General features: G+C 72.3%; 18 protein-coding genes. 9 read left to right on the top strand and 9 right to left on the bottom strand.

What is annotated here, in order from left to right; translation table 11 throughout:
- Positions 1-296: 296 nt before the first annotated feature.
- A complete protein-coding gene (locus CFRA_RS11005) occupies positions 297-950 on the top strand; it encodes a TetR/AcrR family transcriptional regulator (protein WP_075664694.1) in 654 nt (217 codons plus the stop codon).
- 112 nt (positions 951-1,062) lie between these two features.
- Here the strand turns inward: CFRA_RS11005 and yidC are convergent, their stop codons facing one another.
- Positions 1,063-2,511 (bottom strand): membrane protein insertase YidC, encoded by a 1,449-nt coding sequence (gene yidC, locus CFRA_RS11000; protein ID WP_075664693.1) that lies wholly within the window; start codon positions 2,509-2,511, stop codon positions 1,063-1,065.
- A gap of 70 nt (positions 2,512-2,581) precedes the next feature.
- Between yidC and CFRA_RS10995 the strand changes: the two genes are divergently transcribed.
- Both CFRA_RS10995 and CFRA_RS11645 read left to right on the top strand, forming a co-directional pair.
- Positions 2,582-3,430: a class E sortase gene (locus CFRA_RS10995; RefSeq protein ID WP_075664692.1), complete on the top strand. Its 849-nt coding sequence runs from the start codon at positions 2,582-2,584 to the stop codon at positions 3,428-3,430.
- On the top strand, positions 3,423-3,590 hold the full coding sequence (locus tag CFRA_RS11645; RefSeq protein ID WP_156888017.1) for a hypothetical protein: 168 nt from the start codon (positions 3,423-3,425) through the stop codon (positions 3,588-3,590). The genes CFRA_RS10995 and CFRA_RS11645 overlap by 8 nt, the downstream gene beginning before the upstream one ends.
- A 64-nt stretch (positions 3,591-3,654) precedes the next feature.
- Here the strand turns inward: CFRA_RS11645 and CFRA_RS10990 are convergent, their stop codons facing one another.
- Positions 3,655-4,302 carry a DUF2020 domain-containing protein gene (locus CFRA_RS10990; protein ID WP_075665035.1) on the bottom strand — a complete coding sequence of 216 codons (648 nt, stop codon included), beginning with the start codon at positions 4,300-4,302 and terminating at the stop codon, positions 3,655-3,657.
- Here CFRA_RS10990 and CFRA_RS10985 point away from each other — a divergent pair.
- Both CFRA_RS10985 and CFRA_RS10980 read left to right on the top strand, forming a co-directional pair.
- Positions 4,301-5,542 carry a sensor histidine kinase gene (locus CFRA_RS10985; RefSeq protein WP_075664691.1) on the top strand — a complete coding sequence of 414 codons (1,242 nt, stop codon included), beginning with the start codon at positions 4,301-4,303 and terminating at the stop codon, positions 5,540-5,542. The genes CFRA_RS10990 and CFRA_RS10985 overlap by 2 nt on opposite strands.
- Before the next feature lie 158 nt (positions 5,543-5,700).
- On the top strand, positions 5,701-6,339 hold the full coding sequence (locus CFRA_RS10980; RefSeq protein WP_075664690.1) for a LuxR C-terminal-related transcriptional regulator: 639 nt from the start codon (positions 5,701-5,703) through the stop codon (positions 6,337-6,339).
- 152 nt (positions 6,340-6,491) lie between these two features.
- On the opposite strand, the gene CFRA_RS10975 is transcribed toward CFRA_RS10980, so the two are convergent.
- The 3 genes from CFRA_RS10975 to CFRA_RS10965 all read right to left on the bottom strand — a co-directional run bounded on the left by CFRA_RS10975 (position 6,492) and on the right by CFRA_RS10965 (position 9,210).
- On the bottom strand, positions 6,492-6,833 hold the full coding sequence (locus CFRA_RS10975; RefSeq protein ID WP_075664689.1) for a histone-like nucleoid-structuring protein Lsr2: 342 nt from the start codon (positions 6,831-6,833) through the stop codon (positions 6,492-6,494).
- A 247-nt stretch (positions 6,834-7,080) separates the two neighbouring features.
- The gene (locus CFRA_RS10970; protein WP_075664688.1) at positions 7,081-7,710 is read right to left on the bottom strand and encodes a DUF6474 family protein; all 630 of its coding nucleotides are present in this window, start codon (positions 7,708-7,710) and stop codon (positions 7,081-7,083) included.
- Positions 7,711-7,917: 207 nt separating this feature from the next.
- On the bottom strand, positions 7,918-9,210 hold the full coding sequence (locus CFRA_RS10965; RefSeq protein WP_083666980.1) for an MFS transporter: 1,293 nt from the start codon (positions 9,208-9,210) through the stop codon (positions 7,918-7,920).
- A 57-nt stretch (positions 9,211-9,267) separates the two neighbouring features.
- Between CFRA_RS10965 and CFRA_RS10960 the strand changes: the two genes are divergently transcribed.
- Together CFRA_RS10960 and CFRA_RS10955 are read left to right on the top strand one after the other, a co-directional pair.
- Positions 9,268-10,224, top strand: a complete 957-nt coding sequence (locus CFRA_RS10960) for a LysR family transcriptional regulator (protein WP_075664687.1) — start codon at positions 9,268-9,270, stop codon at positions 10,222-10,224.
- An 8-nt stretch (positions 10,225-10,232) separates the two neighbouring features.
- The gene (locus CFRA_RS10955; protein ID WP_245797589.1) at positions 10,233-10,955 is read left to right on the top strand and encodes an LURP-one-related/scramblase family protein; all 723 of its coding nucleotides are present in this window, start codon (positions 10,233-10,235) and stop codon (positions 10,953-10,955) included.
- 83 nt (positions 10,956-11,038) lie between these two features.
- Here CFRA_RS10955 and CFRA_RS12000 read toward each other — a convergent pair whose 3' ends face one another.
- Positions 11,039-12,847, bottom strand: a complete 1,809-nt coding sequence (locus tag CFRA_RS12000) for a cupredoxin domain-containing protein (RefSeq protein WP_075664686.1) — start codon at positions 12,845-12,847, stop codon at positions 11,039-11,041.
- 156 nt (positions 12,848-13,003) lie between these two features.
- Positions 13,004-13,606 carry a superoxide dismutase gene (locus CFRA_RS10945; protein ID WP_075664685.1) on the bottom strand — a complete coding sequence of 201 codons (603 nt, stop codon included), beginning with the start codon at positions 13,604-13,606 and terminating at the stop codon, positions 13,004-13,006.
- 195 nt (positions 13,607-13,801) lie between these two features.
- Here CFRA_RS10945 and msrA point away from each other — a divergent pair, with 195 nt between their 5' ends.
- Positions 13,802-14,476 (top strand): peptide-methionine (S)-S-oxide reductase MsrA, encoded by a 675-nt coding sequence (msrA, locus tag CFRA_RS10940; protein WP_075664684.1) that lies wholly within the window; start codon positions 13,802-13,804, stop codon positions 14,474-14,476.
- A gap of 52 nt (positions 14,477-14,528) precedes the next feature.
- Here the strand turns inward: msrA and CFRA_RS10935 are convergent, their stop codons facing one another.
- Complete coding sequence (locus CFRA_RS10935) at positions 14,529-15,260, bottom strand: HAD family hydrolase (RefSeq protein ID WP_075664683.1); 732 nt, start codon at positions 15,258-15,260, stop codon at positions 14,529-14,531.
- A gap of 11 nt (positions 15,261-15,271) precedes the next feature.
- Entirely contained in the window at positions 15,272-17,218 is a 1,947-nt protein-coding gene (locus CFRA_RS10930) for an alpha/beta-hydrolase family protein (protein ID WP_083666978.1), read from the bottom strand.
- Between the two features lie 323 nt (positions 17,219-17,541).
- Here CFRA_RS10930 and CFRA_RS10925 point away from each other — a divergent pair, with 323 nt between their 5' ends.
- A complete protein-coding gene (locus tag CFRA_RS10925; protein ID WP_075664682.1) occupies positions 17,542-18,498 on the top strand; it encodes an L-lactate dehydrogenase in 957 nt (318 codons plus the stop codon).
- Positions 18,499-18,601 lie beyond the last annotated feature (103 nt).

Genomic DNA, 18,601 nt, shown 5'->3' with positions numbered 1-18,601 from the left:
CGGAATCACATTCCGCATCGAGCACGGACCCGTCGGGCATCGCCCGGCGGGTTTTCGCATGCCCGGGGCCGGAACCGCGCTGTGCGCCCACCCCGGGCGTGCCCCCGCGTCCAGCCCGCGCCCACCCCGCCCGTGCCCCGTACCCGGCCCGCGCGCACGAGCGCGGCCGCCGCGCGGGACGTCGCCAATCTCACGGGTGTGGACCGCCCCCACCGAATGAAGTGAACGTACCGGTTTGTCTAGTATGGTGGTGCACGGATTCGACGGAAACCACACCCGAAAGGACGAGCAGTCAGGTGGCCACCTCGAGCACCACGAAAAAGAAGAAGGCGACGGGAACGGGCCGCAAGACCGGCCGGCGCCGCTCGCGGCCGAGCCCGCGCGAGCGCCTGCTGGCCTCCGCGACCAACCTGTTCACCACCGAGGGCATCCGCGTCATCGGCATCGACCGCATCCTGCGCGAGGCCGACGTGGCCAAGGCATCGCTGTACTCGCTCTACGGCTCCAAGGACGCGCTGGTCGTGGCGTACCTGGAGAACCTCGACAAAAACTGGCGCGAGGCGTGGGCCGAGCGGACCAGGGAGATGACGGACCCGGAGGACAAGATCCTCGCGTTCTTCGACCAGTGCATCGACGACTGCGAGAAGGAGAACTTCCGCGGCTCGCACTTCCAGAACGCCGCCAACGAATACCCGCGGCCCGACACCGACTCCGAGAAGCTCATCGTCGCCACCGTCATGGCGCACCGCCGCTGGTGTCAGGAGACGCTGACCGCGCTCCTCGACGAGAAGAACGGCTACCCCTCGGCCTCCCAGGCCAACCAGCTGCTCATCTTCCTCGACGGCGGCCTGGCCGGCGCCCGTCTGCTGCGCGACGCCGCGCCCCTGCGCACCGCGCGCGACCTGGCCCGCCAGCTGCTCTCCGCCCCGCCGGCCGACTACTCCATCTAGCCGCCCGGCCGGCTCACTTTCCGACGCCGCCGTGGTCGGCGTCGGCGCGCAACCCTCGGGTGTGCGGTGCGGAGGCGCCCGTCGCCGCGGCTGCCGGCCGCCGCAGGTGGCTTCAGCCCTTGCGGTGACGCCCGCCCTGCGCACGTCGCCGCCGGGTGCGCTTCGTGTCCAGGCGGTGCCGGCCGCCCCCCACCGCCCGTGCCGGGCTCTTCGTCCCCGAGGGGCGGGTCTTCGGCTCCGCGGCCTTCTCCGCCTCGGCCTCGGCCTCCGTCTTGGCCTCCGCCTCCGCTTTGGCCTTCTGGAGCTCAGCCTGCTTCGCCTCGCGCTTCTTGCGCGAGCTCTCCAGCGCCGCGGCGTGCATGGCGAGGAACTCCTCGCTGTCATAGGGCAGCAGCTTCGCGCCCTTCTCGGGCCCGGCCCACTCGCGGCTGGCCGTCAGGCCTTTCTTGGCCTGCAGCTTCTGCGCCCGGTTGAAACCGCGCTCGCGGCCCTTCGCCTGCGCGCGGGCCTTGGCCACGACCTTCTTGCGGGCCTTCTTCTCGGCCTTCTCCTTCTTGCGCGCCTTCTTCTCCGCGCGCAGCTCCCGGTGCAGCGCCGGGGCCTTCCACGGCGCGATGAACATCAGGGCGCGCTTTCCGCGGCGGCGCCACTTGGCCCGCCGACGTTCGGCGCTGCGCTCCTTGTGCGCGCCGTGGCGCTCGCGGCGGAAGGCGCGGAACTCGTCGGTGATCGGGTAGCGCGTCTGCAGGAAGAAGTACATGATCGCCTGCTGGCTGAGCGTCCAGAGATTGTTGGCGAACCAGTACAGCACGATCGCCACGGGCAGCGGCCCGTTCCAGCCGGCGTTGAAGAGCATCAGCGGCATCAGGACGAGCATGCCGATGAACACGCGGTTCATCACGATCGACGAGTGCGAGTCCCAGTTGAACTGCTCGAAGTTGCGGAAGATCGACAGCCCCATGTTCAGCGTGGTGAACGAGACGGCCAGCACCAGGATCGGCAGGACGAACCGGGCGACCGTCTCGCCGGTCGTGCCCAGCTCGGCCAGGATCGCCGGATCCATCGTCCGGTAGGCCGGCAGCGGCACGTCGCGCACCGTGGTCTCGAGGAAGGAGGCCACGTCCGCGGAGCTGAGGAACCCGATGCCGGAGTGTTCGGCGTCGATGCCCTCCGTGGGGCGCGCCATGCGCACGATGACCCGGTACAGGCCGAGGAACGCCGGGATCTGGATCAGCGGCGGCACGCAGCCGGCCAGCGGCTTGTAGTTGTAGCGGTCGTAGAGCTCCTGGACGCGCCGCTGGTGCTCGGCGGCGCCCTTGTGGTCGCTGCGTTCGCCGAAGTCGTCGTTGATCCGGCGCAGCTCCGGCATCATCAGCGCCATCGTGCGGCCCGACTTGTACTGGAACCAGAAGAACGGCGTGATCAGCCCGCGCACCGTGACCACCAGGCCCACCAGGGAGAGCACCCAGGCGATCGAGCCGTCGAGCCCGAGCACCGAGTGCAGCAGCAGATGCCACAGCTTCATGATCCCGGAGACCGGGTAGGCAAAGGCGTCGAGCACGCGGGGGACCTCCCTTCAGGCCCGAGAGCCGGGGCGATCGCCCCGGGTGGCGGTGGAGTACAGTTCACCTATGATACGTGGCCGCCACAACTCCCAGGGGGCGACACCGGCGCGCCCCAGGTTGAGCGTGCGCCAGGTCCTCGGCGAACTGCTCGTCATCGTCGGCGCGCTGTGTCTTCTCTTCGCCTTCTACGAGTCCTTCTGGACCAACCTCGAGTCCGGCCGCCTGCAGGACGACAAGGGCGCGCACCTCGAGGACGCCTGGGCCGCCTCCCGCGACAACCCGCGGCGGGTGATCCAGCCGGAGGCCGGCGACGCCTTCGCCTGGCTGACCGTGCCCGCCTTCGGCTCCGACTTCCGCTTCGCCGTGGTCGAGGGCACCGACGACGCCGCGCTGCAGGCCGGCCCCGGCCGCTACTCGACCACCCAGATGCCGGGCGAGGCCGGCAATTTCGCCGTCGCCGGCCACCGGGTGGGCAAGGGCGCGCCCTTCAACGACCTGGGTCGCCTGGAGGTCTGCGACGAGCTCGTCGTCGAGACCCGCGAGGCCGTGTTCACCTACCGGGTGCTGCCCATGGACTCCGATCCCTCGGCGCGCCGGGCGGCCGCGGAGGCCTGCCTGTCCCCCGGGCAGGTCGATCGGGTCGCCGGGGGCGACTACGGCGGGCTGCTCGGCCGCCAGATCACCTGGCCCTCGGACACGTCGGTGCTCGAGCCGCTGCCGGGGGTCCCCGACGCCGCCGCCGACCGGGCGGGGCTGGAGTCGCTGATCACGCTGACGACCTGCCACCCGCAGTTCTCCAACGCCGAGCGCATGATCATCCACGGCATGCTCACCGGCGTCGAGCCCAAGCCCGGTGCGCCCGCCCCGCAGCCCGCGCCCGACGTCGTCGAGCCCGCAGCCGAGGGAGGTGAGTGAACCGATGATCCTCTACCTGTGGCAGCGCACCCCGGGCCCGAAGGCGCTCAAGGCGCTGGTGGCACTGGCGATCCTGGTGGGCCTGTTCTTCCTGCTCATGGACGTCGTCTTCCCGTGGGTCTCCACGCTGATGCCGTACCAGGACGTGGCGGTCTCCTGAATTTCCGACGCCCGCGCCGCGCCCCCGGGCACGCACGGGCGCGCGCCCGCCGGGTGGCCGGCGCCTAGAGCCCGAGGTTCGCGATGACCTCGCGGGCGACGGCCTCGGCCTTGACCGACTGCCCCTGGTCGCTGAAGACGACCACCGCCGTCGGCCCCTTGGCCACGGCGTAGAGCGCGCCCCACGGCTCGGCGACGAGCTGGCCGCCGGCGCGCCCGCCCGACCAGCCGGGGATCTCCTCGGCCGGGTTCGTCGAGTCGATCGGCGCGGCGCGGTCCACCACCGCCGTGGCCTCCTCGGGAGAGGCCATGTGCCGCACGCTGACCTGCAGCTGCGGGGCCTCGCCGTAGGACCAGAACACGCAGGCGGGGGTGGCGAAGCGCTCGTCGGTGCCCTGGCCGGTGACCTTCTGACCGTTGGTGCGCGCCACCCACTCGGAGTCCAGGTAGGGGCAGGGCGTCCCGTTCTCGCGCCCGCCGGGGACCTCGGGGTCGGCCTCCACCGGCAGCCCGTCGGCCTCCGCCGCGCCCGCGGCGCCCGCGGCGTCCGCGCCGTCCGCCCCGTCCACGGTGACGTCGGTCGCGGCGGTGGTGGGCGCGGCGTCGTCAATCTCTCCCCCGCCCGGCGCGGAGCAGGCGGTGAGGGCGGCGGCGAGGCCGACGGCGACGCACGCGGAAAGGCGCGGCAGGCGGCTGGGTAGGCTACGGAGCATGAGCACCAGCTTAGAGCGCCGCGCTCCCGAGGCTCCCGGGGGCGAGGGGCTGCGCAACGGCCAGTACATCCTCACCTCGGTGGTGCTGATCCTCTCGGTGGTCGCCAGCGTCGAGATGCCGGTCAACCTCGCGCTGCTCAACCTGCTGCTGTGCGGGGCCTTCACCTTCGTCTACTTCTCCGGCACCGTCGACTGGCCGCGCTGGCCCGCGCTCGCCCAGTGGGCGTGGGTGACCGCGCTGAGCGTGGTGTGGCTGCTCATGCTGCCGGTCAACGACGTCTCGATCTACCTGATCCTCAGCCTGTTCTTCGTATACCTGGCCGTCTTCAACGACTGGCGCGGCGTGGCGGCCGTGGTCGCCGCGACGCTGATGTCGATCCTGATCCAGATCCCCGACGGGCTGACCCTCGGCGGCGTGGTGGGGCCGGCCATCTCCGCGCTGGTGGTCGTGGCCATCCACGTCGCCTACCAGAAGCTGTGGCAGGTCTCGCGGGAGCGCAGCGAGCTCATCGAGGAGCTGATGACCACCCGCAACGAGCTCGCCGAGACCCAGCACGCCGCCGGCATCGCCGCCGAGCGTGAACGCATCGCCCACGAGATCCACGACACCGTCGCCCAGGGGTTGTCCAGCATCCAGATGCTGCTGCACGCCGCCGAGCGCGATCTGGCAGCCACCGGGCTCGACGAGGAGGCGCAGGCGCCGGTGCGCATGCGCATCGACCAGGCGCGCCAGAGCGCCCAGGACAACCTCGCCGAGGCGCGCGCGATGATCGCCGCGCTGCAGCCGGCCAGCCTCTCGGAGGGCTCGCTCGAGGACGCCCTGGGCCGGGTCGCGCGCAGCTTCGGCGCCAGCGGCGAGATCGACATCGACGTCGACGTCGAGGGGGAGCCCGCGGTGCTGCCGATGAAGGCCGAGGCGATGCTGCTGCGCGTCGCCCAGGGCGCGGTGGGCAACGTGGTCAAGCACTCCGGGGCCACCCGGGCGCGCATCACGCTGAGCTTCCTGCCCGACGCCACGCGTCTCGACGTCGTGGACAACGGCCACGGCTTCGACCCCGAGGCGCTCGCCGAGCGGCCCGCCGGACTCGGCCACGTCGGCCTGGACGCCATGCGCCGGCGCGCCGCGGAGGTCGGCGGCACGCTCGCCGTCGAGTCCAGTCCCGGCAGCGGCACCGCCATCTCGGTGTCCGTGCCCGTCGCCGAGGACGGTGGGCAGGGCGCCGCCGAAGCCCGCGGCTGACGCCCGCGTCCCCCGGTCGGGGGTTGGACCACTGAAGGTGGGAGTCTAAACTCAACCAAAGAAGTACCCCCGTGTCCGGGACGATCCCGGGCGCGGGGTGCGGCCTGACCGGCCGCCCCAGACGATCACACAGGTGAGGAGATGCCGTGGCGCGAAGCGTGATCCGAGTGCTGTTGGCCGATGACCACGAGATCGTCCGGATGGGCCTGCGCGCCATCCTGGACGGAGCGGAGGACATCGAGGTCATCGGGGAGGTCGCCACCGCCGACGCGGCCATCTCCGCGGCCCAGGCCGGCGGCATCGACGTGATCCTGATGGACCTGCGCTTCGGCGCCGGCGTGGAGGGCACCAAGCTGACCACCGGCGCCGAGGCCACCCGCGAGATCAAGGCCCGGATGAGCCACCCGCCGAAGGTGCTCGTGGTGACCAACTACGACACCGACGCCGACATCCTCGGCGCCATCGAGGCCGGTGCCGTGGGCTACCTGCTCAAGGACGCCCCGCCCGCCGAGCTGATCGCCGCGGTGCGCTCCGCGGCCGACGGCGACTCCGCGCTCTCGCCGGTGGTCGCCGACCGCCTGATGACGCGCGTGCGCACCCCGCGCTCCTCGTTGACCCCGCGCGAACTCGAGGTGCTCAAGCTCGTGGCCGCCGGCTACTCCAACCGCGAGATTGGCCAGGAGCTCATGCTCTCCGAGGCGACCGTGAAATCGCACCTGGTGCACATCTACGACAAACTCGGCGTGCGCTCGCGCACCTCGGCGGTGGCCGAGGCCCGCGAACAGGGCGTCATTTAAGCGCGCACGCGGCAAGCCCCGGTGCCCTTTCCCGGAAACGGGGAAAGGCACCGGGGCTTTTCGGTCGGTCGCGGTGTCGGAAACGGCGCCGGTCGGGTGGCGTGGCGCCGGTCGGGGCGTGGTGCCGGGCGGGGAGCGGCGCCGGGGTCTAACTAATGCGCGGCGTTGTAGGCCTCGATGATCTCGGAGGGGATCTTGCCGCGGTCGGCGACGTTCTTGCCCTGCTCCTGGGCCCACTTGCGGATCTCGCGGGCCTTCGAGCCGCGGGCCGCGCCGCTGCGGCGCCGGTTCGAGCCGTTGGAGCTGCCGCGCACCGGGGTGGCCTTCTCGATGTAGGGCTCGAGAAGCTTGTGGAACTCCTCCGCGTGCTCGGGGCTGAGATCCAGCGTGTAGTGGTTGCCGTTGACGCTGAAACGTGTCACTTTCATCGTATTCTCGTCGAGCGGGGTTCCGTCGAGATCGTCAAAGTACTGGACGACTTCCTTGCGTGCCAATTGGTTCACCTCAATAAATCCATTGTCTCAGTGGATGTTCCGGAATCGGTTCCGGTAAGGGGGAGCCGCCAATTCCGCTATCGTTTTTATTCTGCACGTTAGTCGGCCATTCAGCAATACGCGGGAAATTGAATAAGGCAGTATTGGGTTACAAAAAACCGGTCGGGGCGGGAAGTCCCGCCCCGGCCGTCACAGGGGGCATTCTGCGTAACAGGAAACGCGGGCCCGTGCCCGCGCCGCCGTGGGATCAGGCCAGCTTCGCGTGCACCTGGTCGGTCAGCGACTCGAGGTCGCGGCCGATCGCGTCGTGGGCGCGGCGGCGCTGCTCGGGCGTCATGTACTCGGCGTTGTCCACGGCGGTGGCCAGCTCGTCGAGGCGGTTGTTTACGTCCTCGCGGAAGCCCGACTTCAGCGGGGCGTCCTTGACGGAGTTGCGCACGCCCTGGATGCGGGCCTTCAGCGAGGCGCCGTAGCCGGAGAACTGGGCCAGCTGCTCGGAGGTCACGCCGTAGCGGCGGGCCCGGCGGGCCTCGATCTGCTCGCGGCCGGCGGTCACCGCGCGGTAGACGACCGGGATGAGCAGCGGGGTCAGCAGACGGGCGGCCCCGGCCCAGCGCTTGACCTTGTCCTTGTTGAAGCGGCCGGCCTTGAGCTGGGCCAGCTGGTTCTCCGCCATCTTCTTCTCGTGCTTGCGCCGGGCCTTGAGCCCCTTCTGCTCGGCCTTGATCAGCTGCTTCTCCTGGCGCGCCAGGAGCTTCTCACGGCGCTCGGCGGCCTTGTGGCGGGCCTTGACCTCGCTGGCCGCGCGCTTCTTGGCGGCCTTGATCTCGGCGGTGGCGCGCACGCGGCTCTTGTGCAGGGAGGAGAGAATGCCCATGGTGATCGAAGTCCTTCGGGTAGTCGGCGTCAATTTCCCGGGGTCTAAAAGGGGCCGGGGCGGTGTTTCCGCCACAATCTTACCCGTCGACTCGGACCGTGACGCGGGGATCCACGCGGTCCGGGGCATGACTCGGTGGCGGCCGGGGCATGACTCGGTGGCGGCCGGGGCATCGGCGGGCGGGGCCCGGCGGGTGGCCGCCGCGTGTCAGGCCGCCTCGGCGGGGTGCCTGCGCTGCCAGACCAGCAGCACCACGGCGACGGCGGTGACCAGCAACGAGCCCAGGGTCAGCCAGGCGATGAGCCCCGACCAGCCGAAGCGCAGGAAGAAGAAGCCGCTGACCCAGCCGATCACCGAGGAGCCGACGTAGTAACAGAACAGGTACATGCTCGAGGCCTCGGCGCGGTTCTCGGTGGCGATCGCACCGACCCAGCTCGAGGCGATCGAGTGCATAGCGAAGAACCCGGCGGTGAACACGAAGAGCCCCGCGATCGTCGCCGCCAGCCACGGCAGCCCGTTGAGCAGGACGCCCACGACCATGGAGGCCGCGCCGACGGCCATGACGGGGCCCTTGCCGAAGCGCGAGGCGTAGCTGCCCGCCCGCGCCGAGGACCAGGTGCCCGACAGGTACATCAGGAACACCGCGCCAACGAGCGCCTCGGAGAGCCCGAAGCGCTCGATCATGCGGAATCCCATGAAGTTGTACAGGGAGACGAAGGTGCCCATGCCGGTGAAGGCGGTCAAAAATAGCAGCGCCAGCCGCGGGTTGCTCCAGTGGCCGACCATGGCGCGCAGTTCGGAGCGCGCGTGGATCTCCTTGGGCCGGAAGAACCGCTGCCTCGGCAGCAGCGCCCACAGCGCGGCGGCCATGACCACGGCCCACAGCGCGGCGGTGAGCATCGCCCAGCGCCAGGTGGAGAACTCCAGCACACCGGCCGGGATCAGGCGCCCGGTCAACCCGCCGACGGTGTTGCCCGCGATGTAGAGGCCCATCGCCCGCGGCAGGTCCCGGCCGTCGATCTCCTCGCTCAGCCAGGTCATCGCCACCGCGGGCACGCCGGCGATGACCGCGCCCTGCAGGCCGCGCAGCGCGATGAGCACCGCCGGGTCGGTGAAGGCGGGGATGAGCAGGCCGAGCAGCGATGCCAGCACCGCGGAGGTGATCAGCACCGGCCCGCGGCCGAGCCGCTCGGAGAGGATCGAGGCCGGCACGATGCACACGGCGAGCATGCCCGTGGCCGCCGAGACCAGCAGCGCCGCGGTGGAGGCGTCGATTCCCAGCTCGCTGACGAAGGTCGGCAGGATCGCCTGGGTGGAGTACAGCGCGTTGAAGGTCGCCAGCCCCGCGCACAGCATGGCCAGCGTCGCGCGCCGGTAGGCCGTCGTGCCGTGGCGCAGGCCGCGGTCACCCTCGTCCGCGCCCGCCTCGGGCGCGGCCTGGGACGCCGCGTCGCGCGCGGCGTCGGAAATCGGTGCGTGCTCGTCACTGGATGCGGCCATGGCAGCATCATGCCCGCCCCGCGATCATGAGTAAAATGCCAGAAACAACGCCAAGCCATGCAGGAAGTGAATGACATGTCCGAGGTGACGCTCACCGACCTCGCCGGATTCCTCGCGCTTGCCGACGCCGCGGTGGCCGAGCGTGCGTCGTTGACGGACGTCGCCGGGGAGTTGGGCGTGTCCCAGCCGACGCTGTCGCGTCGGATCCGGCGCGTCGAGGAGTACGTAGGCGCCGAACTCTTCGACCGTGACGGCCGGCGCATCGCACTCAACGCCCGCGGGCAGGCCTTCCTCGACCACGCGCGCCGGGCCGGCCACGAGATCGAGCGCGGCACCGCCCTGGTGCGTCGCCTGATGGACCCCGAGCGCGGCACGGTGCGCCTCGACTTCATGCACTCGCTGGGCACCTGGCTGGTGCCCCGGCTGCTGCGCAGCTACCGTCTGGCGCACCCGGGCGTCGAGATCGCGCTGCACCAGGGCGCGGCGCGCCACCTGGTCGACCGGGTGCTCAGCGGGGCGGCCGACGTCGCGCTCGTCGGGCCCGCCCCGGCGCCGGAGCTGCGCGACCGGCTGCGCTGGCACCCGCTGCGCGCCCAGCGCCTCGCGCTCGCGCTGCCGCAGGAGCACCGCCTGGCCGTCGGCGCGGCGGGCAGTCCGCTGGCCCTGGCCGAGGTCGCCGGGGAGCCGTTCATCGGCATGCTGCCCGGCTACGGCACCCGCATCCTGCTCGACCGGCTGGCCGCCCAGGCCGGCTTCCGGCCGCGCTTCGTCTTCGAGTCGATGGAGCTGACCACGGTGACCGGGCTGGTCTCCGCGGGGCTCGGCGTGGCGCTGTTGCCCATGGACGACCCCTACCTCGCGCCGACCGGCCTGGTGCTGCGCCCGCTGGACCCGCCCGCCTACCGCGAGCTGGGCGTGGTGTGGCGCCGCGAGACCCGGCCCGCGCCGCCGGTGGACCAGTTCCGGCGCTTCGTCGTCGGCACCGCTGGCGACGACGCCCCGGCTGCGGGATGATCGTCGTCATGACACAGGACGCAGCGAACGGATCCGGCGGCAGCCGTCGGGAGCGGGACGGCCGCTGGGAACAGGACGGCCAGGGCCAGGACGGCGGTTGGGGGCAGGACGGCCAGGGCCAGGCCGGGCCGCAGGGCCCGGGTCAGCCTGGTCCGCAGGGCCCGGGCCAGGCCGGCCGCGGCGGGCTGCTCGAGCAGAACACGCTGGTCTTCCAGCAGGTCACCGGGGTCACGAGCAACAACTTCGACATCACGGACCTCGCCGAGGCACCGGTCGGGCAGATCCTCACCGGCGGCTCCGGCCTGTCGCGGGCCTTCTTCGGCGCGCGCAAACTGGCCGTCTCCGAGCTGGACGGCACCCCGGTCGTGCTCGTCGACGACGTCATGTCGATCGGCTTCGACCGCTTCACCCTGAGCGATCCGGCGGGCAACGAGCTCGCCCAGGTGCAGACCAAGCTCAGTTTCCTGCGCAAGCGCGTCGGCATGGAGCTGGCCGGCGGGCACAGCATGGAGCTCAGCGGCAACGTGCTCGGCTTCGAGTTCGACTTCGAGATCGACGGGAACCGGGCCGCGCGCGTGACCCGGGAGTGGGCCGGTGTGGGCCGGGCCTTGATGGGCCACTCGCGTTACCGCCTCGACCTCGACCCCGAGCTGCCGGCCTGGCTGCGCGCCGCGGTCATCGGCGGGGTGGTCGTACTCGACCTCATCCGCGCCAAGGCCGCCCGCCGCTGACCGTGGCCGCCCGCCGGTGATCCAGGGGCGCCGGGCCGGTGATCCAGGGGCGCCGGGCCGGTGCGCCCCGCCCGCCGTAAGGCTCAGGCGGCGTGGACCGTCAGCGTCATGCCGCGGGTGCGGTGGCCGGCGATGGTGCACCAGCCCTCGAGCGTGCCCTCGACGACGCCGAGGTCGACCTCCGTCGACTCGCCCGGGGTCAGTCGGCCCGAGCGCGCCCCGTTGGCCATGGCGAGGTCGTGCGCGGTGGAGTCCTCATTGACCAGCTCGAGGATCACGTGCGCTCCGGCGGGGACCTCGACGACCTCGGGGGAGAAGACCATGTCGCCGGCCGAGACCTCCACCCGCACCGCGTCCGCCGCGTCACCGGCCGCCGCGGAAGCACCGCCTGAGCCGCCCGCCCCGCCCGGACCCGCGGCACCGGCGGCCCCGCTGAGACCGCCGAAGCAGGCGACGAGCAGCGCGACCAGGGCCACCGCGAGACCCGCCTGGCCCGCGGCCCCGGACGTCCCGGAGCCTTCGCCGGAACGGTCGGAACCGTTGGAGCGGCCGCCGCGGCCGGTCCGGTCCGCAGAGTCGCCCGCGGTCCCGGCCGCACCGGCACCCGCGTCCTCCCCGGCGAGCTGGACCCGCGCCGCCCGCACCAGCAGCACCGGCACCGTGACCAGCACGCCGACGCAGATGAAGGAGGCCAGCACCTTCAGCCAGGAGTTCTCGGCGAGCTGCCACACCGCGAAAGACAGGTTGAATAGCACGACGCGGAAGACCGCACCGCGCGAGGCCACGGCCGTCCCCGCCGGGGCGCGGTGGCGCAGTCCCACGGGAACCAGGTGGCTGACCGTGCCGAAGAGCAGCTGCGCGCCGAATGCCACGAGCAGCGCGGTGGTCGGGACCGCGGGCTGGGCGGCGTCCCCCGCCAGAACCACCGCGACCGCGTACCAGGCGACGATGACGACCAGCCACGCCACCGCACAGGTCGCCGAGAGGGAGGGGTAGCTCGCCCGACCCGCGCGCAGGGCCGGCGGCAGCCAGCCGGCGAGGCCGACGGCCCAGCCGGCGGCGTAGAGCGCGAGCCCCGCGGCGGCCACCGGGGCAGAGTCGACCGCGAACCCGACCGCGGCGAGCACCGTGGCGGCGGCCACCCCGCCGAGCAGCAGCCGGGGGCGGCGCAGCAGGCCGTTGAACCGCCACAGCGCGGGGAAGAGCACGATCAGGCTGGCCGCGGCCGAGAGCCCGACGAAGCCGAGCACCATCAGGCACACGTGCGCCGGTCGCAGCCGTGTCACGAGGTCCTCCGGCCCGGCGGCCATGAACGCGCCCACCGCCGCCCCGCAGGCCATCAGCAGCCACGCGAGCACGTAGCCGACCACCGTCGACGCCGTCCGCGGGGACTTCCCGCCCCGGCGGGCCCGTTGCAGGCGCCCGGCGATGACCAGGGCCTGGACCACCGCGGCCACGGCGATCAGCCCGGCGCCGCACACGGTGAGCGTCCACGAGTCCGGCCAGGCCTCGGAGGCGAGGTCGGCGGCGAGCATGAGCGCGGCGCCGAGGTTGAACAGCACGGCGCGCCGGCGCGGGGTCGGCTCCGTGCGCTCCCGCGGCGCGTCGGGTTCCCGCCCGCCCCGACGGGGCCGGGGCAGGAAGCGCACGGAGAGCCGCTCGCTCCACAGCAGCAGGGAGTTGCCCAGCACGCCCAGGGTGAAGGCGTGGATGAGCACCCACCGATAGCCGGGCAGGAACGGGTGGCTCAGCCCCGCGACCACGAGCGCCGCCAGCCAGAAGGCCGTCGGCCGGCCGACCTGGTCGAGCACCGCCCGGCGCAGGCCGGGGCGGTCGGAATCGGGGGAGCGGGAGGGCTTGTCCGGGTCCTCCGGCGGGCGCGTGGTGTGCATGATGCCCAGCCTAGACGCGGTTTAACACGTTTCCAACAGTGCTAAATGTGGGGCGTCCGACACAAAGCGAGACCCCGCCGGCGCACCCTGCGGTGCGCGGCGGGGTCGTGTCCCGTTGCGGGGACGGCCTGGAGGTTCAGGCCCTAAAGACCGGCCTTACTTCTTGGCGGCGGCGTAGCGCTCGGCGACGTCGTCCCAGTTGAAGACGTTCCAGACGGCCTTGACGTAGTCGGCCTTGACGTTCTTGTACTGCAGGTAGAAGGCGTGCTCCCACATGTCGAGGAGGAGCAGCGGGGTGAGGTTGATCGACAGGTTGCCCTGCTGGTCGGTCATCTGCTCGATGACGAGACGCTCACCGATGTGGTCGTAGCCCAGCACGGCCCAGCCGGAGCCCTGCAGGGACAGCGCGGCGTTGGAGAAGTGGTCCTTGAACTTCTCGAAGGAGCCGAAGTCGCGGTTGATCGCCTCGGCCAGCTCGCCGGTCGGCTCGCCGCCACCGTTCGGGGACAGGTTCTTCCAGAAGATGGAGTGGTTGGTGTGGCCGCCCAGGTTGAAGGCCAGGTTCTTGGACAGGGCGCGCACGGTGTTCTGGTCCGTGCCGTCCTCGCGGGCCTTCTCCAGGGCCTCGAGCGCAGCGTTGGCACCGTCGACGTAGGTCTTGTGGTGCTTGTCGTGGTGCAGCTGCATGATCTCGCCGGAGATGTGCGGCTCGAGGGCGTCGTAGTCGTAGGGGAGATCGGGGAGCTCGTAGACAGCCATGGGTTAACCGGTCCTTTCGTGGTTGCGTTTGTTCGGGCTGCGGCCGTGACGTCCGTGACGTCCGCCGCGCGCCGTGAGCCCCATGATAGGACTTTCCGTGGGTGGTGCAAGGGTTCAATAACTTGGATTTATTACTTCATATTGTGCTAACTCGGGCCCCTCCACGTGCCCGCCCGCGGTGCTAGCCTGGCGCGCATGTCGTGGCTGTTTCCCCGTACCCCTGAACTCGTCGACCCCGCCGACGCCCTGCGCGGCGGCGACGCACCCGTCCTGCCCGAACCCGCCCCGCACGCCGTGCTGGGCACCCCGATCACCGGCGTGTGGGAGCCCGGCCAGCGCAGCGTGATCGTCGGGCTCGGCTGCTTCTGGGGCGCCGAGAAGCTCTACTGGCGGACCCCGGGGGTCGTCTCGACGTCGGTCGGCTACGCCGGCGGCGTCACCCGCAACCCCACCTACCGCGAGGTCTGCACCGGCCGCACCAATCACGCTGAGGTCGTGCGCGTCGTCTTCGACCCCGAGCGCATCACCCTCGAGCAGGTGCTCGCCACCGGGCTCGAGGCCCACGACCCGACCCAGGGCTTCCGCCAGGGCAACGACGTGGGCACCCAATACCGTTCCGTCATCTACACCGAGGGCGAGAGCGCGATTGACGACGCCGCGCTCGCCCGCCGTCTGGTGGCCTCCTACGGCGAGCGCCTGGCGGACGCCGGCTTCGGTGCGGTGACCACGGAGATCATGCCGCTGGCCGAGACGCCGGCCGGCGAGTTCTTCCTCGCCGAGGACGAGCACCAGCAGTACCTGGAGAAGAACCCCGGCGGCTACTGCCCGGTGCACGCCACCGGCGTGGCCTGCGGCCCCGCCGACCGGTAAAGCTGCGGCCCCGCCTCTTAGTCAGGCTGCGGCGGCGCCGGCCGCCGCAGCGTCAGCCCTCGCAGCGCGTGAAGTTCAGCTCGTCGAGGCCGCCGACGACGAAGGCCTCGGCGGGCAGGTCGTCGTGCCCGGCCTCCGCGGCGCGCCCCGTGCGGCGGGCCCGGTCGCGGCCGGCGCCGGCGCAGCTGCGGTCCAGCAGCACGGCGCTCAGGCCCGCGTCGACGGCCGCGCGCACGTCGGTGACCGGGTTGTCCCCGATCATCACGCCCTCCTTTACACCCAGCCGCTCGAGTGCGCCGGTGAAGGCGCGCGGGTCCGGCTTGGGCACCCCGGCGTCCACCGTGGCCAGCAGCACCAGTCCGGGCAGAGCCAGCCCGGTGGCCTCGAGCTTGGCGGCCTGCATCTCGGAGCGGCCGTTGGTGAGCACGCCCACCGGCCGGCCCGAGTTCAGCGCGCGCACCAGGCAGGAGTGCGCGTCGGGGAAGGCCGTCCAGTTCTCCCGGTAGAGCTCCAGGTAGCGCGCGTAGAGCCCGAGCGCCTCGTCGCGGGTGAGACCGGGACGGCCGAGGAAGCCGCGGGCGCGCTCGACGCGCTGGCCGAGGTGGTCGGTCTCGCCGCGCTCGTAGGCGGCGAACCAGCGCCGCTCGAGCACCGACCACCGCGAGATGACCTGCTCGTCGGTGCCGTCGAGGTCGTTCTCCCGGGCCCAGGCCACGCAGGCGGCCGCCGCGGCGGCGTCGTGGTCGAGCAGCGTGCCGTCGAGGTCGAAGAGGATCGCTCGCATGCCCCCGGATTCTAGCCGCGCCGCTGGTGGGCGGCGGTCCAGCGCGCCGCCCGGTCCTTCAGCGGGGCGGTCAGCTCCACGGTGGCCGCGTCGCCGAGCACCGCGGCCCAGTAGTCGAGGAACTCGGCGTGGTAGTTGTGCCCGTGGCCGCCGGGGGCGCGCAGGCAGGTCAGCATGTCGACGGCGACCTGCCAGCCGGTGATCAGCGGCACCCACCGGGTGTCGACGGGCACGTCGAGGCGCTGCGCGGCGGGGGCCTTCTGCCCGCGCGCGCCGGGCTCGGCCAGCCAGTCGGGGCGGCGCAGGAAGAGCGCCGGGCCCCACCAGGAGATCGGGTCCGAGGCGTGCTGGGCCACCACGACCCTGGGGTGCGCCCACGGCTGCGGGTAGTCGTCGCCGCGCCAGTCGTGGTGCAGGTGGCTGGGGTGCGCGGCGAAGCGTACGTGCGCGCCGTCGCCGACCACGGGCAGGCGCCAGGGGCTGTCCCGGCGCCGGGCCTCGGTCAGCCGGCGCGTCAGACGGGTGAAGGTGGGCGCACCGGTGAGCACCGCGCCGTCGGCAAGCTCGAGCAGCTCGTCGAGGTCCCGGAAGGCGTCGGCGGTGCCGTAGGCGCCGAGCGACTCGCCGGTGACGAAGACGCGCGGACGGTCCCCGGGGGCGCGCCCGGCCAGCGCGCGGCGCACCTCGGTGAAGAGCGCGGCGGCGGCCGCGCGGGGCAGCGCGCCGTCGTTGAGGTAGCTGAGCAGGCTGGGCAGGAACGTGTACTGGATGGAGGCCATGGCGCAGTCGCCGCCGGTGAGGAACTCCACGGCGTCGACCGACCAGTCCGGGATCCAGCCGGTGCCCGTCGAGCAGTGCAGGACCAGCACCCGCCGGTCGAGCCCGCCGGTGCGCTCGAGCTCGGCCACGGCGCGCCGGGCGGCGGCCCGCACACCGCCGGGCGGCGCGGCGAGCGCGCGGCGCAGCTTCTCGGTGGAGCCGGGCCCGCCGACGCTGCGGTCGGCGTCGTCGACGGCGGCCAGACCGACGAAGACGCGCACGGGCTCCTTCGCCTCGACGCCGGTCACGGCCGTGATGTCGGCCGCCCGCGGGCCGTTGGACATGTTGGCCCGGCCGGCCGCGCCCAGCGAGTCCCAGCTCTCGGCGGAGACCGGCGAGCCGGAGCGCTCGGCGCGCCAGGGGCGGGTGACCCCGGAGAAGGTCTGACGGTCGAGGAACTCGGCGTGCTCGGCCATGCGGATGAGCACGCGGCGGACGACCACGCGGTCGCCGACGAGCACCCAGGCCCCGGCCACGGCGGCCAGCGCCGCCAGCCCCGCGGCCCAGCGCGGCGCCCGCGGCACGGCGCGGTGCAGGCCGGCGCGGGTGCGGTCGAAGCCCTGCTGGGTCAGCTCGCCGACGAGCAGCAGCGCGGCGTAGCCGGCGGTGCCGGCGACGGTGCCCGCGGTCAGCTGCGCGAGTCCGCGCGGGGTGGGCATGCCCACCAGGCCAGCCTGCCGGCGGCCGCGGCGCAGGGCGGCGCCGAGTGCCACCAACGTCGTGGCCGTCAGCCCCGTGTGCGCGGCGGCGAGCACGGTGGGGCGCACCCGGTACCAGCCGCGCGGGCGGGGCAGGCGCGCGCCGCCGTGGCGCAGCAGCCACCACACCAGGGAGCCGGTCAAATGCCCCAGGCCCTGGGCGGCGGTGAGGTTGGTGGCCGTCGCCCACCAGGGGCGCGGCAGGAGGGAGGGGCTCAGGGCCAGCCAGGTGGCCACCTCGGCGCCGACGATGCCGGCCTCGGTGGGCCGCCGCGGGCCCGAGTCGGGGTCCTGGCCGGGCATCGAGCGCACCCCGGGGAGCAGTCCGGCGCCGAAGCCGAGGGCGCTGCGGGCGGCCGAGCCGACCGCGCGGGCCGCGGCGCTCAGTCGCTGCGCGGCCTCGGCGCGGCGGGAGCGGGACGCGGCGGGGCGGTGCACCATGCCGTGGATCTTCGCAGAAGGTCCGCACGCGCGCCGGGCATGCGTCGCCAAGCGTGAAAATAGTCACAAATCGTGTCCGTGCGGGGCATTTCCGGGCCTCAAACGGGCGCGAAACCACATGTTCGGGCATAATGGGTCTCGGTTGCCGGAGCCGCCGACCACGGGGTCGGCGCCCGGGCCAGATGGACCGTCAGGGCCACCAAGACCCGAGAACCCATACGCACAACGAGCGGCCGCGACGCGGTCGCCCGCCGGGAGTCCACCGCACTCCACTCACTCACGCGGTCGTCCCGGCGATAACCAAGCAACAGGGAGATGCCGCCATGAACAAGACCGTCGGAAACAAAGTCGTCCTCATCGGCTGCGGTGACGTCGGAGTCGCCTACGCCTACGCGCTGGTCAACCAGGGCACCGTGGACCACCTCGCGATGATCGACATCGACGAGAAGAAGCTCGAGGGCAACGTCATGGACCTCAACCACGGCGCCGTCTGGTCCGCCTCGCACACCCGCGTGACCAAGGGCACCTACGAGGACTGCCGCGACGCCGCCATGGTCGTGCTGTGCGCCGGCGCCGCCCAGAAGCCGGGCGAGACCCGCCTGCAGCTGGTGGACAAGAACGTCAAGATCACCACCGGCATCGTCAAGGACGTCATGGCCAACGGCTTCGACGGCATCTTCCTGGTCGCCGCCAACCCGGTCGACATCCTGACCTACACCACCTGGAAGGTCTCCGGCCTGCCGTGGCAGCGCGTCGTCGGCTCCGGCACCGTCCTGGACTCCGCCCGCTTCCGCTACATGCTCGGCGACCTCTACGAGACCGCCCCGAGCTCGATCCACGCCTACATCATCGGCGAGCACGGCGACACCGAGCTGCCGGTCCTGTCCTCCGCCACCATCGCCGGCGTGTCCATGCGCCGCATGCTGGAGAAGGACGCCGACCTGGAGCCGCGCCTCGAGAAGATCTTCGAGGACACCCGCGACGCCGCGTACCACATCATCGACGCCAAGGGCTCGACCTCCTACGGCATCGGCATGGGCCTGGCCCGCATCACCCGCGCGATCATCCAGAACCAGGGTGTGGCCCTGCCGGTCTCCGCGCTGCTGCACGGTGAGTACGGCCAGGAGGACATCTACATCGGCACCCCGGCCGTCATCGACCGCGGCGGCATCCGTCGCGTCGTCGAGCTGGAGATCTCCGAGCACGAGATGGAGCGCTTCACCCACTCGGCCAACGTCCTGCGTGACGTCATGGACAAGACCTTCGGCGAGGACAAGTAACCCACCCGCGTCGCTTGACGACGCCCCGTCGGCCCCACGTCGTGCATCCGCGCGGCGTGGGGCCTTCGTCGCTGCGCGACGAAGGCCGGGGGAGCGCGGGGAC

It is taken from the genome of Corynebacterium frankenforstense DSM 45800 (genome assembly GCF_001941485.1).
GTDB lineage: Bacteria > Actinomycetota > Actinomycetes > Mycobacteriales > Mycobacteriaceae > Corynebacterium > Corynebacterium frankenforstense.
Note: the sequence above shows the minus strand (reverse complement) of the source record. Positions and strands in the feature narration are given on the sequence as shown.